Raw genomic sequence first — 16,758 nt, 5'->3', positions numbered from 1 at the left:
TAACACTACCGGCATAAATTTGAAATTTTCTCCATTTACATCTCTTCAAAGACAAACTAACAGTCACTAATAAGACTCCCGTCTTCCCCTCAAAATCATGTGCCTATCACCAAGGAAAACAAAAGGAATCCAGGGGGCCACAAATATCTTTATACAATCTTCACTCAATCTATAGACAATCTTTACAGAACTCATATAATGAAAATACAAAGGGCATCTTATGGCCAAAAGTTGGGACAATATAAAAGAGTCCTGGTTAAGCCAGGCAGCCCTGAGCAAAGCTGTATCAAAATGGGTAGCAGAATCCTTTGATGAAGTTGCTGGTGTCATTAAAGAAATAGATATTCACAATGATTCAGATAAATCCAATCCAAAAAATATCCTTAAATTAGAGACTTCATTAAGGGAAACAAAAAACAATCTCAAAAGAGTTTTCTTAAAAAGAGAGAAAAATCTTGATGACATATCTCTAAACACTCCAAATTCATCAAAGTTACAGCTGTCCGTTCCATCAAATTTGAATTATCTCTTAAAAGCTTGGGCAGCTGCGGAGGGGAGGGATTTATCAAGTGTAGCTCTGCAGTGTTTAGAAAATGGATTAAGGTCTTTTAAAGGGATGGGAGCAATTCCCAGCGCAGCAATAAAAAGATATGACGTTGCTTGTGAAAAGCGAATAGCTCTGGCCGAAATAAATAATGCTTGGGAAGAATACGAAAATTCAATACTTGAAAAGGAATAAGGATCGATGAATAAAAAAAAGTCTGAAATTAGTAAAGATTACAAAGTTTCAAAAGTTATAAATATTGAAAAATATTTTTTTAACTCTACTAAAAAAGGATATTTATATACAGTCTATAGAGAAATAGATGAAAAAATTATAATTGGTTTTTCAGAGAACTACTCAATATCAAAAATATATAATAACCCAAATGGTTATAAAATACTTGCTCAAAAGCCAGGAACATTTAATGATTTAAAAAAATTAAAACAGGTACTTTTTGAATTAGGTTTTACGGCAAATATATCTAATGAAATGTTTAAATATTCACTCAACTTGATTAAGTTATTAGACTTGTTAGGTTGGCCTACAAATTCTAAAGCAACAATGAGAAATAAGGTTTATAAAAATCTTTGTTAATCACTACAACCCAATGATTCACGAGTACTTACCGAGGTTATTGGATTTATTCCCTCAGCTGTCTTACATAATTCATCAATTTCATTCTTACGAAATGGAACATTTGTAAAATCTGCCCCATTTATTTTTACATTATTAAATCTTGCATTAAAGGCAAATGCATCTACTAAAACAGCGTTGGTAAGGTCTGTACCTTCAAGAACAGCTGAATCCAGGGTTACGTCTCTAAGGTTTGCATTACTTAAATTAGCATTCTCTAATTTTGCCCCAAATAAACTTGCGCCTTCTAAATCACTCTCAGATAAATCAGCATTTTGAAGATCTGTAAGGTAAAAGGTTGCACCTCTAAGATCATTTTTTGAAAAATCAGCTCCTATTAATGATTGTTTACCATAATCTAGTGCAGCAAAAAGTGGACCTGGATGTAAAAAGAACAAAAACGTACTTATTAAAACTAAGATTTTTTTGATCATAATAAAACTAAAAATTCTGGAATAGGTGTTTTTAAAAGAAAAGTAGTTTTTTAATTTTGACCCAAAGCATGAGATACAAAAAAATTTTAACGAACTGCAAATCTTTTGTAGCACAAGATTTACCAACTAAAAAACTTTAGCTAAAAATAAAAATATAGGAAGATGAAACTATGGCATCAATTTCTTCAAGGCAAGAGATAGAGAAAATATTAAGAAAAATATCCAATGATCATCACGTTTCATTGGATGAAAGAATTTTAATAAATAGATGCGCCGAGGAAGATACACAGGTTTCGTGCCAATTAAAAAAAGCCAAATTTGCACAAAATAAACTAAAAACTAATCATCCTGTAGATAACTTGATAAATGACCTTGAGCTAGGCTCCCCTGATCCAGATACGGTATTTAATCCTGCCCAGCAAGATTTGGGTGATTGGTTCTTAGGGGCGCCTTCTTGGTTAAGTAGAAGTTAGTGAAATAAAATACCCTTTTCCTACACCAGGAACGTTCTAATGAAAATTTTATAGTGGACTTAAAACCTTTTGATGCAATCATTGTCGGCTCGGGAGCTAATGGTGGCGTCGCCGCACTGACACTTGCAAAAGCGGGAGTAAGGGTACTAATAATTGAGGCCGGACCAACTAGGAGTATTGATGAAACCTATGGTTCAGAGCCAGTAAACACTTTTAACAGATTTTTTGGAATAGTTGATGGAAAGCACAAAAAGCAATCACAACACCCTGGTTTTTGGAAAGCAAATCCTCTTTTGTATGCAGATGAAAGAGAGAACAATTATGAATATCCATCAAAAAAACCTTTTTTGTGGACACAGGGGAGGCAATTAGGAGGAAAAAGTCTTACTTGGGGCGGCATAACTCTGAGATTATCCGACCTTGATATGAAAGCACCCTTATATGACGGAATTGGTCCCTCTTGGCCAATTGAATATTCAGATCTATCAGATCATTACTCATCACTTGAAAATTTTTTGAGAGTTTATGGTCATAAAGACAATCTTGAGCATCTTCCAGATGGTGAATTTGTTGGATATCTGCCTTTTACTAAAAGTGAACAAATCTTCGCTGAAAAAGTTAAATTGAATTTTGGATACTCTGTAATACACTCAAGAGGATTTGAATCAAATTTCGAGCAAAAAGATAAATCCTACCCAAGATCTAGCAGCCTTGGCAGCACTTTAAAGATTGCTTTATCTACTGGAAATGTACAAATTTTAGATAATCATATTGCAGAAAGAATAATAATGAAACCAACAGAGGAAATTGCGAAAGGTCTTTTAGTTTTAAATAAAAAAGAAAACAAACGATTCATTCTTGAAAGTAATCTTATAGTTTTGAGCGCTTCGACAATTCAAACACTAAAATTACTACTAAACTCAGAGAAAAGTAATCAGGAGAATGGCTTTATAGATGAATCAAATACTCTTGGAAAGTATTTAATGGACCATATCTCTATTTGTCGTTTTTTTAATTATCCAAAATATAAAGAAATTAATAATCCTGTTAAGGATAAAAATCACAAATTACTCTCAGGAGCAGGAAGCTTCTTTATACCTTTCGGGAATAATTCAAGAAATTATAATCAAAAAAAATTTAAAAGAGGATATGGAATTTGGGGTGCAATCGATAGATTTGATCCGCCAAGCATTTTAAAAACCAATCCTCAAAAAACAATCGGTTTCTTAATTGCTCATGGAGAAGTATTGCCTAATGTAAACAATAAAGTCTCTTTATCAAATAAAAAAGATAAATGGGGGATAAATATTCCAAAAATAGAATTTGAATGGGGGAAAAATGAAAAAGAAATGGTTAAACATATGACTAAAACCATGGAGAATATAATAACCAGTACTGGCGGTGAAATTAAATCCCTCGATGAAATAATTAGATTGCCTTTTATCAAACAAATATTAAAAAATTCATTTGCAACTCAAGATTCTCCTCCACCGCCTGGTTATTACATTCATGAAGTGGGAGGAGCAGCTATGGGACTAAAAAAAGAAACTAGTGTGCTTGATAAGTGGAACAGATTATGGCGCTGCAAAAACGTTTTAGTAGTTGATGGATCTGCCTGGCCCACATCTTCTTGGCAAAGTCCTACCCTTACCATGATGGCATTATGCAGAAGAGCCTGCTTAAAAGCTATTGAACGGAGGTAACTGAAAACAAATCGCTTAAATATTTTTCGGTTACTGCTCTGTCAGAACAGCCATTTTGATATAGGAAATTGGCTAAGGCGGAGCTCATTACGCCATACTGATCAATGTGAGGATTGGAACCGATAAACTCCTTCATTCCCGTATATAAGGCTTCAGGTATTTCTGTCTCAAGGCTAACGGCACAAGATTCTTTAAAATTTATAGTTTTTGCAGATGGACCCATCTTTAAATTATTTTGACCTTGACCACTGTCATTGTTCATTGGGATATTCTTAACTAGTGAATAGCATCCTAAAAATCTTTAAAAGAGTCAAAGATAAAAAAAATATATATAGATTTTCCGAGACTGCTCAAGACTCACCTTTTAATAACTGTTTTGGGCTTTTTCTAATTAGGTTTAATTAAATTGTGAAACCTAAAGGAACTTTCACTTCAGGAATATATTCCAGTTCATAAACCACAACGAGCAGGACCAATTCGAGAAATTAAAAAAAAACAAGTGGAAAATTAAGAATAATCTGTGGAAACAGACTGTGGAAAATCATAAAAGTTTGATTGATAAGGCTTGCTTATGTGTAATGAGTCTTTTAAGTCGCAAGTAGAAAGAGACAGTTGATTCTAGTATTTATTACTATTTTCTTTATATTCTGAGGATAAATTACTGGCGAAGCGTGACAGGACCTAAAGGGTGGTCGCAATGCGGATATTTGTTGCGATGATTATGCTCATGTTTTTCCTCGATGAAGAATTTATCCTCGTTGGAAATTTTTTGGCAGGTACATTGATTATTGCTTCCACAAATTGTGCACTCTGAGAGTATGCCCTCTACATGATGATGATGACTCTGTTGCACAGTTCCTACCTCACTCTCAAATCCCAACAAATCAGATCTGTATTTACATAAAGAACAATTCATAGAATTATCTCCATTGAGAACCTCATCAATTCTCTCTTTAAAAGTTTCAACTACCAATTCATGACTAGCCATATAAGAAGCATTTATAAACTCAATTTCGGGAAATTCATCAGCAACTATTTTAGTAGAAGTTAAAATCCGACTAACTAGAATACCTGAGAATAGGAAGTAAGGAAAAATAATTATTCTCTTATAGCCAAGCCTTACAAAATGTCTTAATCCAGGCTCTACTAAGGGAAAAGTTACTCCAGTAAAAACTGTTTCCCCCCATCCCATTCCGAGTCCCTCAACAAGCATCCTTGTTATTTTGCAAACATTAGAGTTTGCATCAGGATCTGAGGAGCCTCGTCCAACAACAACAAGTAACGTTTCAGATGCTGGGTATTGCTTATTCGAGGTTATGGCTTCTTTAATCCTCGCTCCAGCTGCCCCGATCATAAAGCTGTTTATTCCAAGTTCTCTTCCGTATTCAATTGGGAGACCTGTTTCCTCAGTATAAGCCTTGAGTAGAGCGGGAATATCATTTTTCGCATGCCCCGCTGCGAATAACATCGCAGGAATTGCAATTACTTTTTTTACCGAGCGTTTTCTTAAACGCTCCAAACCATCTTTAATTATCGGTTGAGCAAACTCTAAAAAGCCATATTCAACGGGTATACCCTTTAGAGATTTTCTGATTTTTTCTATAAGTTCTCTAAATTCAATTATTGCAGAAGAATTACGACTACCATGGCCGCAAATAATTATTCCTAATTGCGACGACTCAACACACTTAAAATCCAAGGCCAAAACGATAATTCTCTCTATGCCTTATAAATATAAGGCTAATTTAAGAAAGTCCGCGCTAAAATTCCTTAAGAAAGCACCATGAAAAAAATCAATAATTATTTAAACGTTCAAAACAAGCTTGCTGCCGATAGCAAACCGATTGGCGTTATTAAGGAAATAGATCGAAGTTTTTTAAAACTAATGTCAGACAATAAAATTGTTCCTAAACCTTTACTGATATGTAGTGGTGGAACTTCTAGCAGATGCGTCGCTGAAAATCATTGGACTTTAGATTTGAGAGAAAAATATAAAAACATAAGATTCAATTCCTCTAATAATGAAATTGAGATTGGGGGAGGAGTTAATATGGGTATGTTGATAAATGAACTATCAAAATTCAAAAGAACATTTCCTGTAGGATTATCTACAAGTACAGGTTTAGGTTATATTCTTTCTGGTGGAGTAAGTCCAATAAGCAGAAGTAAAGGATTAGCAATTGATCAAATAAAAAAAATTAGTGGTGTATTTGGTAATGGAGAGCAATTCTGTTTAGATAAGCCAAGAATTCATTCAACTGCTAATGAAAAAAAATTATGGAGAGCTTTGTGCGGTTCTTCAGCTTTTTTAGCAATAATAACTGGTTTAACACTGAAGACATATGAAAGAACAATTCTCATGGTTTATGAAGGTGAAATAACTATTAAGGAGCTTGATGAAAGCATAATGTCTGCAGAATTATGGCCCAAAGAAATCTGTTTAAATTGGATTTGGAGAGATAAAATTAATGCATATATAGTAGTTTCTATTGATGAACTTAAGCAGCAAGATTTTTTTATAGATATAATTAAACGTTTATCATTTTTTAGTAAGCTAAAGTTAACAATATCAAATAATTTTAACGATGTGCCAATTTTTGGACTAACAAAAACAGTTAAAGAATCTCAGACAAGAACTCATAGTGAAGTTGTCGGATTGCTTGGACCAGCATGGGGAGAATACGCTAAAGAAAACCTTGAAAAAATTGAACGCCTCTTAAAAAAAAGACCTCATGAAGGTTGCTATGTCGCTGCACAGCAACTTGGAGAAGTGAGCAGCCAAGTCAACAAAAGTGAAAGTTCATTTATCCACCGCAATTCTGTTTGGAAACCGTGGATAAACGGTGAATGGAATGCAGGTGAATTGAAAATGAGAGAAAAAAGTCTTAGCTGGGTCGAAGAAGTATGGCAAAATCTTGAATCAACATGTCCAGGAGTTCATCTTGCTCAATTACACCCCCATCTCTCATGGCATCAAAAAGAATTAAAAAAAGCTTTTAATGGTTTTCTACCAGAATTGCAAAATTTGAAATTAAAATATGACCCATTGAGAATACTGCCTCCTCTTTGAGATACGGTCAACTAAAAGAAACGCACAAAAAATGCCCATACGATCGAATCAAAGCCTTGTAAAGCAATGGGTAGGTAACCCTAGCAAGGATGTTTTATCTGGATTAGTAGTAGCTTTTGCAATGATTCCTGAGGCAATCGCTTTCTCTGGCATAGCAGGAGTTGACCCTCAAGTTGGTTTATTTGGAGCGTTCTGTTTATCAATAACAATTGCCCTTGTGGGAGGCCGAATGGGAATGATTACCTCGGCTACTGGTTCAACTGCTCTACTAATGACAGGAATAGTTGCTACTGGAGTAGCAGCAGGCCAAGGACAAGGACTTGATCAAATAACATCACAAGCATTGGGGCTTTCATATCTACTTGCTGCGGGTCTGTTAACTGGTTTTTTTCAAATTCTCTGGGGATATCTAAGATTGGCCTATCAAATGCGTTTTGTGCCGCAAGGCGTTTTAAGTGGATTTGTCAATGCATTAGCTCTTTTGATTTTCCAAGCTCAATTTGAGCAATTAGGTTTTGATGATTTTTATGGCAAGTTTTTAGGTCCAACCAAAGAGCAAGCAACGATTGTTTGGATATTAGTTTTAATTGGCGTTGGTATTATTTATGGACTTCCAAGAATTACCAAATCAATTCCTTCACAGTTAATAGCGATTGTCATTCTTACAACCATAACAATAAGTTTTAATCTTGATATTCCAACAGTAAGCGATCTAGGAAAACTTCCTGATGGTTTACCAACAATTTCTATTCCATTTGGATCTTTTGAGAGTGGAAAAGTACCTTTTAATCTTGAAACTTTTAGTCTTGTTTTACCAACAGCATTGGCCATATCGCTAGTTGGTTTGATGGAAACATTTTTAACACAAGATATTCTTGACGATAAAACAGATACTAATTCAAACAAGAATAAAGAGGCTAGGGGTCAGGGAATAGCAAACATAGTCTCATCATTATTTGGTGGTATGGCTGGCTGTGCTCTTGTTGGCCAATCTGTAATGAATACAGATAATGGAGGAAGGACAAGATTATCCACATTTTCATCAGGAATTTGCTTATTGGGGATGATCTTGCTTTGCAAGCCTTGGTTAGAGCAAATACCAATGGCTGCTCTTGTTGCCGTGATGATAACAATTGCCATTAGCACCGCCGATACTAATGGCTTAAGGAATATAAGAAAAATCCCCCGAAGTGATACTGCTGTAATGCTTATGACTTTTTCGGTAACTATGCTTACAAAACCACATAATCTTGCTCTTGGGGTTATAGCTGGTGTTGCACTTGCAGGTATACTTTTTAGCAGGAAGGTAGCAAAGGTCATACAGGTAAATATTATTGAATCTTCTAATGAGAAAATTGTATATGAAGTTATTGGTCAGTTATTTTTTGTCAGTAAAATATACTTTAGTCAAGGATTTGATATGCACGAGCATCCCAAAAAGGTAATAATTAATATGTCAAAAGCCCATATTTGGGATCAAAGTGGCGTGGGTGCTCTTGATCAGGTAATAAGAAAAATAAGCTCACATGGTACTGAAGTTGAGATCATTGGTTTAAATGAAGAAAGTCTCAATCTATTTGAGCGATTAGGTGGTCAAGAGCAATCACATTAGGCAATAATTTTTTTAAAATTAAGTTTCTAATATAAAAAACTTCTGAATGTTAAATTAATTCGATAATTTGATTTCTTAATTCTTTTTGGTAACGAGTGCTTCCATTCTTTCTGACATAGAGGATGCATTATTAACAAATCACCATTAGCCAAATCATATCTATGAATTTCTTTTGTTGAAGAATTCTTTAGTAGAAATTCTCTAGTTTCACCAAGAGATAATGAAGCTATTGATGTTTTGCTATTAATAATATTTTCATTATCTGAGTGCCAAGAAATATAATCACTACCATTACGATAAAGATTTAGTAAGCAACCATTAAAATCCTGCTCGCAAGTATTAGAAACACTTGATAGGATTGGCAAAAACCAATCGGGCCAGCCGACAGCTACATTATTTATTCCAGAATATGAATAAATAATTCCCTCTGATCCAAGAAAACATGTTTTTCTTGGGATCCGATTTTTTTTACCAAAAATATTTATTTCAGGCTGATTCCATTCTATTTTCTGATAAATAATTTTTTTCCAATTAGTTGCTTGCTTTGAGGAAATCCACTGATTTTTATATTCCCAATAAATATTATCCACAAATTAATTTTTTTAATTCATATTGTTATTATCAAGTAAAAATTACGAATTAAAACTCACACGCTGATAACAAAACCAAAGCCATTGCTGAAAAAGAAGATTTCTATGTGATCTCCAGGAAGTCAATGCTTTAATTGGATCAAAATTCTCAGGGGGTGGGACATCACCTCTGGCTTTATCTCTTTCCATCTCTGATAAAAGGCGAGCAACGCTATACTCCGGATGTCCTAGATGCATTAATTGTCTCTGATCTGTAGTTTCAAAGATCGTATAACCAACTTTTTCTCCATAAGAAAGTAATCTAATTTTACCTTTACTCTCCGCTTCTTTCATTGCTGAATCTGGCAAACCTGCATAGCGACTTTGGGGACACAAAAACTCATCATCTTGATTACCCATTAATGGATGTCCAGGAACCAAACTCCTCATAGGGAATACACCAAAAAGCTTTTTTGAGAAATTTTCTTTTTCAACACCAGCTAGGTAGGCCAAAGCGAATCCAGCCCAACATAATCCAAGAGTACTTGCGCACTTTTGTCTTGCCTCATCAATCAAATTGATTAATTCTGGCCAATAACTCACACTCTCAAATGGCAAATGTTCGACTGGTGCGCCTGTAATTATCAAGCCATCAAGCGGATTTGGACTCATAGCCTCTTCCCAATTTATATATAAATTGTCTAGATGTGCCATATCCCATGTTTTGTAGGCATGAGATTTAAGTTTTATCCAAATTGGCTCAATTTGAAGCGGGGATAAACCTAGAGGATGCAAAAGATTAAATTCATATTGTTTCCCTAATGGCATTATGTTGAGAATACCAATCCTTAATGGTCGAATATCTTGTCTTTCAGCTAATTCAGGCTCGATCCATGAAATATGATTCTTCTCCACTGCAGAAATCTTGTGATAACTTCGTGGGAGAATTAATGCCATCTATAAATTTCTAATTAATTTAAAACATTTAATGCCTGTTCAAAATCAGACAAAATATCGTCAATATGTTCAATTCCAACAGATACTCTTACCATCGTAGGAGTTACTCCTGCAGACTTTTGTTCATCAGAAGTTAACTGTTGATGTGTTGTAGAGGCTGGATGAATAACCAATGTTTTGGCATCCCCAACATTTGCAAGATGACTAGATAATTTCAAAGCATCTATAAATGAAACAGCATCTTCATAACCGCCTTTGAGCGAGAACATAACCATACAACCAGATCCTCTATGAGTTGTGTATTTTTCTGCTTGCTGAAAATATGGGTCATTTTTTAAACCTGGGTAACTAACATTTTCAACTTTTGAATGAGAATTTAGCCAATTAGCCAAAGCCAGTGCATTTGAACAATGTCTTTCTATTCGGAGACTTAAGGTTTCCAAGCCTTGAAGAAGAAGGAAAGAGTTAGTAGGACTTATGGCAGGTCCCCAATCTCTTAAACACTCAACTCTTGCCCTGAGTGCAAAAGCTATGTTTTTGTCAATTGGCAAGCCAAGCATTCCACAAATATCACTACCAAATCCAAAGGCATCCCAATGTACTAAACCATGATAAGCATCACTTGGTTCTGTCATCAAAGGGAATTTTCCATTTCCCCAATTAAATGTTCCTGCATCAACAATTACACCGCCAAGACTTGTGCCGTGGCCACCAATCCACTTTGTTGCGCTCTGTACGACAACATCTGCACCATGCTCAATAGGCCTTATTAGTGCACCTGCAGCGCCAAGTGTATTGTCAACTATTAAAGGTATTCCATTATCTCTTGCGAGGGAAGATAAGCCATCAAAATCCGGAATATTAAACCTGGGATTCCCCATTGACTCTATATAAATAGCTTTAGTATTCGAATCAATTTGAGAGGAAAAACTAGTTATGTCATCACCATCGGCAAACTTAACGTTAATACCTAATCTTGGGAATTGAACTTTAAATTGGTTATAAGTTCCTCCGTACAAGAATGATGTTGATACAAAATTATCCCCCGCTTGCATGCAATTGGTAATTGCCAAAAATTGAGCGGCCTGTCCTGATGCAGTAGCAAGTGCTGCAACACCTCCCTCCAATGCTGCAACACGTTTTTCAAAAACATCAGTTGTGGGATTTTGAAGTCGCGTATAAATATTTCCAAATTCCTTCAATCCAAAGAGATTGGCTCCATGTTCAGCATTGTTAAATACGTAAGAGCTGGTTTGATAGACAGGAACAGCTCTAGAATTTGTTGATGGGTCAATAGTTTGCCCAGCATGCAATTGAAGAGTCTCGAAACGCTGTGAACTCAAAGGTCTTATATTAACTATCTTCCTTTTTAGCCACGGAATTGATTTTTGTACTCCATTCATCAGGAGGAGAAGGTTTATCTGTACTTTTCAGTGAGGGAAAATTCTCTCTGATAGCTGGCAAAATCTTAGATCTTGCATCTTTGCGAAATTTTTCGATGTATTCTGAAGAAATTAAAGGATATTGACTATCCTCATCAAGACTACCTTCACGAAGAGTTTTCCAACTTTTAGGACAATCATCCTGAGAGTTATTTATTATTGAATTGATTTTAAAATTTTCCATAGTCAAACTCGATTGATATTTTTCAAGAGAATCTTTTATCAATTTCTCTCTAACTGAATAAAGTAGCCTTGCTTTGAGAGTATCAGGCAAGCCGAGAACAGGTTCGTAGTAATCAAGAGTTCGTAACTCTTCTTCTATGAGAATGGGCCATAAGCCCCTCACTGTTTGGCTATTTTGAGCTAGTTCCTTTTCAAAATTATTCATTTGATTTAAGTTGAAAACCAACCATCTGTAGTAAGACTTTTCAACAATTGATTTCTTAACGGAATTCTTAGTTTTGGTTATTTCTGGCAGTGCTGCTTCGGCCTTTCTTAAAAATTGTCGGTCTTCTCTTTCAAGATTTATAGCTCCCCATCTTTGCCTGTAATCCCAAAGTTCCTCATATCTGTTTACATCGTCAGCAGACCACCCAAGACTTTTCAGTTCATCGGCCCTATGAGTCAATTCTTTAGTCACTCTTAAAAATATCGATTTAACAAAATCGTAGTCGCGACTGACAGCTATGGGAAGTTAATTAAGGGTGCAAACACGAAAATCAACGTAAATAAGTTTTTTCTCCTTTAGACAACACTAATTGAGTTCTAAAAAAAGAGTTGAATAATTAAGCTTGAAAATGAATATAGAATAATATATTTTTACAATAAGGATTCAATAATAGATATAGCCTGTTTATATTTAGAGTTATTTAAATTATTATTAAAATTGGTATATATTTCTTTTTTTGCATCTGATATATTATTAGTTATTGTTCTTACAATAAATGATATAGCCTCATCATCAGATAGATTATTGATGGCATTAAAATAGTTTCTACTTGTAGTTGGTCTTGGCGATTCTTGGCAAAAGCATGATAGTTCTCTTGAATCTGTAAGAACATTAAAAACAATTGACTTAATAGTTTCTTCTCCAAATACAGAGAAATAAAGTAAATTTATCATAGAACTTTCATGAAATTCAATAGAATAATTGTTCTTTATTTCTGGCCAAAAGGATAGAGATTTAAGGCCCTCAAGATCCCCTTTCCTTAATCCAAAGAGTTCACACCAATCAATAAATTCATCAATATTGTAAGGGCACCGACTATATTTTTTCATATTCTCAGCAAGTACCTGCCCAGCCTGAAAGTTTCTAGTAGGTTTTCCAGAAATAGGAGCCATCATACTACCTCGAACATCTGCAACCATGGCAGTCAATTGAGAAAATGTATGATCTCTTAGAATTGTTTTTTCATCATTAATTTTCACTGATGCTTCAATTTTTTCAACCCCATAACCCAATTCTGTTAAAGATAAAGATTGGGTTGATAAAGATTCTATTTTTTCTTTTCTAGAGATAGAAACTTTTGCGGCTTGAGATAAACATTGATCAAGCAATAAAGTTAGAATTGATGGCAGCAGTCCAGGATTTTCAATGTGATAGGTATGAGCAAATCCAGCGAAAATGGATGAAATATTCTTAGCAGCTTTAATATATTGTCCCTCTAAATTATGAATACCCGAAGAAACTTGAATATTTGGAGATAAAGAGTTCAAGATTTTTGCACCTATCATGGATATCAAGCTATCTGGATGGCAAAAATTCGCAGTAAAGCTATCAGTTGGATTTAATAAAGCTCCATGTCGATGAAAACCGGAAAAAAATGCAAGATTAGATTCTTTTTCACAAAGAACATAAGAACTATCTGTAATAGGATCATGGCAAAAAGAACCCACAAGACAAGCTATTAAAACCTGTTCTCTATTTAACTTAGTTCTAAGTGCAATAGTCTCATTTAAATCATTTTCTATATGATTACTATTCGAACTTAGGATTACAATATCACAATTAGATATTAAATACTCCAATGAATTTACATGTTCTTCTCCATTCTCATAATGAAAAGAAATGGCTTTTATTTTTGACAAGTATTTTTCTTCCATCTTATTCAAAGAAGATTTGCTAAACGCTCCAAAAAGTTCTCTCCCAGGTCTAGGAGCAAGAAGAAGATTTGTTAATTCTGTATGCAGAGCACAATTGTATGCAAGTGATACTGGGTACAGGCCAACGCTGTAGAAACCCACCTTGGAATGATCAAGTTCTTTAAGCCTTAAATTAAGATATTTTTCATCTGTAATTGAAGAGAAAAAACTATTATTCATGAGAACATATAAAAAATTGAAACCAAGTCAACCGTTTCTATCTAAATATTAATCGTACTTTAGTAAAAAAATCAAATCGGTAAAATATTAATATCAGCATAAAATCTTTACATGCTTGAATCAATATAAAAATAGGCACATATTAAAAAATGATAGTAATGTAATTTTATTAATTTTAAATACCTTTAAATCAGATGGGATTGATATGAAGAAAGAAAGTAACAGCTTTAATTATGGAGAAGATTTTAAAGATATTGTTAACTCTGAGCAATTGCTTATAATCCAAGATTTAGATGGAGTTTGCATTCCGCTTGTAAAAGATCCCCTCCAAAGAAAGATAGATTCAAATTACGTACAAGCTGTATCAAAGCTCAAGGAAGAATTTTATGTTCTTACATGTGGAGAGCATGAGGGAAGAAGAGGCGTTAATAGATTAATTGAAAAATCTCTTGGTTCAATTGGAGAAAAATTAGTTAAAGGAAAGTACTTACCAGGCTTAGCTGCTTGCGGAATAGAATATCAAGATAGATTTGGAAATATTTCTATCCTTGGTTTAAAAAATAGCGAAAAGAAATTTCTTCGAGATATTCCTGAGAAGATGAAAGACTTATTACTTGAGGAAATGAAAATTAAGTTTCCAAGAGAAAATATAAATTATCTTATGGACTTAGTAGAAGTAGCAGTTTGTGACACTAGATTTACTCCAACTCTAAACCTTAATGAGATCCTAAATCTAGCCAATGGCAAACTTGATCTCCAAAGAGATCTTCAATCAATGATGATGAAGATAATGAAAAACCTATTAGATCTTACGAAAAATACCGAGCTAGAAGATTCATTCTATTTACATATGATGCCAAATATTGGAATAAAAAATAACCAGGAAATAATGAAAATATCCCAAATTGATGATTATGGCACAACAGACATTCAATTCATTATCAAAGGGGCAATTAAAGAAGCTGGACTTCTTGTACTTATAAATAAGTATATTAAAAATAAGCATGGAATAGCTCCTTTTGGTAGCGACTTTAACGTCAGGAATGCTCCTAAAACGCAAGCAGATTTAATTGATCTTTGTAAAGAAAGAATACCAAAAAATATTATGCCCTTAATTGTTGGGGTTGGAGACACAGTAACTTCAGACTGGTCAAAAACAGAGCAAAAATGGCTTAGAGGAGGAAGTGATAGGGGCTTCCTATCTTTGATACAAATTTTGGGAGAAACTTTTGAGAAAAGAAATAAAATAGTTTTTGTTAATAGCAGCAATGATGAGGTGAAAAGACCTGTTATTTCTGATGAAAGTATGATAGGAATAAGCGACAAGGAAGATACTCTTAAATTTGATTTTCTAATGAAAAAGGGTCCAACAGAGTACATTGACTGGTTCATTAAACTAGCTAATATGCGTTCATTAAAAATGCATGATTCATAATTAGTTTAAAAATTATTAATTGGATAGTTAATATAACCTTAAATAATTGGCCTAGTATGAAAAACAAATTAAATTAAAAATAGTATTATCAAGGAACAATTAAAAACTCCTTTCCGGATATAAGTAGGGAGAATCTTAGGATTCTTCAAGTAAATATTGGTTATAAATGTAATCAAACATGTCAGCATTGCCATGTTAACGCTGGGCCTAATCGAACTGAAATGATGGATGAAAAAACAATTTCATTAATCCCAAAGGTAATAAAATCATTCAGAATTAAAACACTTGATATCACAGGGGGAGCACCAGAACTTCACCCTCAATTTAAAGAACTTGTTTCTCAAGTCAGTAAATTGAATATAGAAATAATTGATCGTTGTAATTTAACTATCCTCACAGAGCCTGGTTATGAATATCTTGCTGAATTCCTTGCTAAACATAAAGTACAAATAACGGCCTCTTTGCCATGTTATCTTGAAGAGAATGTTGATAAGCAACGAGGTGCTGGTGTTTTTAATAGGAGCATAAAAGGACTTAAATTATTAAATTCGATGGGGTATGGAATGAAAAATAGTGATTTAACCTTAAATCTTGTATTCAATCCAATAGGACCAAAGCTACCTCCTGACCAAAAAACTCTAGAAAAAGAATATAAAAGAGAATTATCAAAAAGATACCAAATTCAATTTTCAAACTTACTAGCCTTGGCAAATATGCCGATTAATAGATTCGCAAATTATCTAAAAGCAACTGGAGATTATGAAGATTATGAGAAACTTCTCATAGCTAATCACAACCCTGAGAATCTTAACTCTGTTATGTGCAAATCATCGATTAGTGTCGACTGGACAGGGGAATTATACGATTGCGATTTCAATCAACAACTTAAATTAAAAAGCAATGTTGGCCCAAAAAATTTACAGGAACTTTTAGAAACCAATTCGTCAATTAGTGGTAATAAAATATCTATCGGTTCTCATTGCTTTGGATGCACAGCTGGAAGTGGTTCCAGTTGCGGAGGTGCATTAACTTAAGAATCACTAAAAACAGCTAGGGCAAATCGCTCTTACATTTAATGTCGATTCGATTAACTTAAATCCAAATTTTTCTGATGCTATTCGACCAGCCTGGATAACCTGATTACTCTCAAACTCCTCAGTCCTTCCACACCTCACACAAATAAGGTGATGATGATCAGGGTGATCATGACTTTGTAATTCAAACCTATGACCACCTTCACTTAATTCCAATTCATTCAAAAAACCCATTTCTACAAGTAATCTCAAGGTTCTATATATCGTCGCAAGCGATACTTTTTTATTAGATTGCATTAATTCACCATGAACATCCTCAGCACTCAAGTGAATACCTGAACCAATTTTTTCGAACAAATCTAAAACAATTCTTCTTTGTGGGGTTAATCTTCTCCCGTCTTGATGCAAACCATTTGCTAATGGAGTAGATATGGATTGGTAAGTATTGTTTACGGTCAAATTAATCAACCATCTTAATTAAGGATACCCTTAAATTAGTAATAAGAAAACAGCTTTAGAAAAAGATTAAA

General features: G+C 34.2%; 17 protein-coding genes. 8 read left to right on the top strand and 9 right to left on the bottom strand.

Annotation, left to right across the window (positions count from 1 at the left end; all coding sequences use genetic code 11):
• The first annotated feature begins 220 nt into the window (after positions 1–220).
• Together AC6EJA_RS00470 and AC6EJA_RS00465 are read left to right on the top strand one after the other, a co-directional pair.
• Positions 221–739: a VHS domain-containing protein gene (locus AC6EJA_RS00470; protein WP_498502573.1), complete on the top strand. Its 519-nt coding sequence runs from the start codon at positions 221–223 to the stop codon at positions 737–739.
• Positions 740–745: 6 nt separating this feature from the next.
• Positions 746–1,138, top strand: coding sequence for a hypothetical protein (locus AC6EJA_RS00465; RefSeq protein ID WP_498502572.1), 393 nt, complete (start codon positions 746–748; stop codon positions 1,136–1,138).
• Here the strand turns inward: AC6EJA_RS00465 and AC6EJA_RS00460 are convergent.
• Complete coding sequence (locus AC6EJA_RS00460) at positions 1,135–1,611, bottom strand: pentapeptide repeat-containing protein (protein WP_498502571.1); 477 nt, start codon at positions 1,609–1,611, stop codon at positions 1,135–1,137. The two genes, AC6EJA_RS00465 and AC6EJA_RS00460, sit on opposite strands and share 4 nt — an antisense overlap.
• Before the next feature lie 170 nt (positions 1,612–1,781).
• Here AC6EJA_RS00460 and AC6EJA_RS00455 point away from each other — a divergent pair, with 170 nt between their 5' ends.
• Positions 1,782–2,084, top strand: coding sequence for a DUF8638 family protein (locus AC6EJA_RS00455; protein WP_498502570.1), 303 nt, complete (start codon positions 1,782–1,784; stop codon positions 2,082–2,084).
• A 53-nt stretch (positions 2,085–2,137) separates the two neighbouring features.
• Entirely contained in the window at positions 2,138–3,787 is a 1,650-nt protein-coding gene (locus AC6EJA_RS00450; RefSeq protein ID WP_498502569.1) for a GMC oxidoreductase, read from the top strand.
• Here the strand turns inward: AC6EJA_RS00450 and AC6EJA_RS00445 are convergent.
• Together AC6EJA_RS00445 and AC6EJA_RS00440 are read right to left on the bottom strand one after the other, a co-directional pair.
• Positions 3,771–4,010, bottom strand: a complete 240-nt coding sequence (locus AC6EJA_RS00445; protein WP_498503603.1) for a DUF2811 domain-containing protein — start codon at positions 4,008–4,010, stop codon at positions 3,771–3,773. The two genes, AC6EJA_RS00450 and AC6EJA_RS00445, sit on opposite strands and share 17 nt — an antisense overlap.
• Before the next feature lie 435 nt (positions 4,011–4,445).
• Positions 4,446–5,492, bottom strand: coding sequence for a sirohydrochlorin chelatase (locus AC6EJA_RS00440; RefSeq protein ID WP_498502568.1), 1,047 nt, complete (start codon positions 5,490–5,492; stop codon positions 4,446–4,448).
• A 78-nt stretch (positions 5,493–5,570) separates the two neighbouring features.
• On the opposite strand from AC6EJA_RS00440, the gene AC6EJA_RS00435 reads away from it, so the two are divergent.
• A complete protein-coding gene (locus tag AC6EJA_RS00435; protein WP_498502567.1) occupies positions 5,571–6,857 on the top strand; it encodes an FAD-binding protein in 1,287 nt (428 codons plus the stop codon).
• 31 nt (positions 6,858–6,888) lie between these two features.
• Positions 6,889–8,469, top strand: a complete 1,581-nt coding sequence (locus tag AC6EJA_RS00430) for a SulP family inorganic anion transporter (protein WP_498502566.1) — start codon at positions 6,889–6,891, stop codon at positions 8,467–8,469.
• 26 nt (positions 8,470–8,495) lie between these two features.
• Here the strand turns inward: AC6EJA_RS00430 and AC6EJA_RS00425 are convergent, their stop codons facing one another.
• The 5 genes from AC6EJA_RS00425 to AC6EJA_RS00405 form a co-directional block, all read right to left on the bottom strand.
• Positions 8,496–9,059: an alpha-ketoglutarate-dependent dioxygenase AlkB family protein gene (locus AC6EJA_RS00425; RefSeq protein WP_498502565.1), complete on the bottom strand. Its 564-nt coding sequence runs from the start codon at positions 9,057–9,059 to the stop codon at positions 8,496–8,498.
• Positions 9,060–9,101: 42 nt separating this feature from the next.
• Positions 9,102–9,995, bottom strand: coding sequence for a homoserine O-succinyltransferase (locus AC6EJA_RS00420; RefSeq protein WP_498502564.1), 894 nt, complete (start codon positions 9,993–9,995; stop codon positions 9,102–9,104).
• Between the two features lie 14 nt (positions 9,996–10,009).
• Entirely contained in the window at positions 10,010–11,338 is a 1,329-nt protein-coding gene (locus AC6EJA_RS00415) for an O-acetylhomoserine aminocarboxypropyltransferase/cysteine synthase family protein (RefSeq protein WP_498502563.1), read from the bottom strand.
• 10 nt (positions 11,339–11,348) lie between these two features.
• The gene (locus AC6EJA_RS00410; RefSeq protein ID WP_498502562.1) at positions 11,349–12,077 is read right to left on the bottom strand and encodes a hypothetical protein; all 729 of its coding nucleotides are present in this window, start codon (positions 12,075–12,077) and stop codon (positions 11,349–11,351) included.
• A 179-nt stretch (positions 12,078–12,256) separates the two neighbouring features.
• Entirely contained in the window at positions 12,257–13,759 is a 1,503-nt protein-coding gene (locus AC6EJA_RS00405) for a DUF8648 domain-containing protein (protein ID WP_498502561.1), read from the bottom strand.
• A gap of 205 nt (positions 13,760–13,964) precedes the next feature.
• On the opposite strand from AC6EJA_RS00405, the gene stpA reads away from it, so the two are divergent.
• A complete protein-coding gene (gene stpA, locus AC6EJA_RS00400; protein WP_498502560.1) occupies positions 13,965–15,194 on the top strand; it encodes a glucosylglycerol 3-phosphatase in 1,230 nt (409 codons plus the stop codon).
• Between the two features lie 98 nt (positions 15,195–15,292).
• The gene (arsS, locus tag AC6EJA_RS00395; protein WP_498503602.1) at positions 15,293–16,228 is read left to right on the top strand and encodes an arsenosugar biosynthesis radical SAM (seleno)protein ArsS; all 936 of its coding nucleotides are present in this window, start codon (positions 15,293–15,295) and stop codon (positions 16,226–16,228) included.
• Between the two features lie 6 nt (positions 16,229–16,234).
• Here the strand turns inward: arsS and AC6EJA_RS00390 are convergent, their stop codons facing one another.
• Positions 16,235–16,687 (bottom strand): Fur family transcriptional regulator, encoded by a 453-nt coding sequence (locus tag AC6EJA_RS00390; protein WP_498502559.1) that lies wholly within the window; start codon positions 16,685–16,687, stop codon positions 16,235–16,237.
• Positions 16,688–16,758 lie beyond the last annotated feature (71 nt).

The sequence above is a fragment of the Prochlorococcus sp. MIT2309 genome (assembly GCF_059772305.1).
Note: the sequence above shows the minus strand (reverse complement) of the source record. Positions and strands in the feature narration are given on the sequence as shown.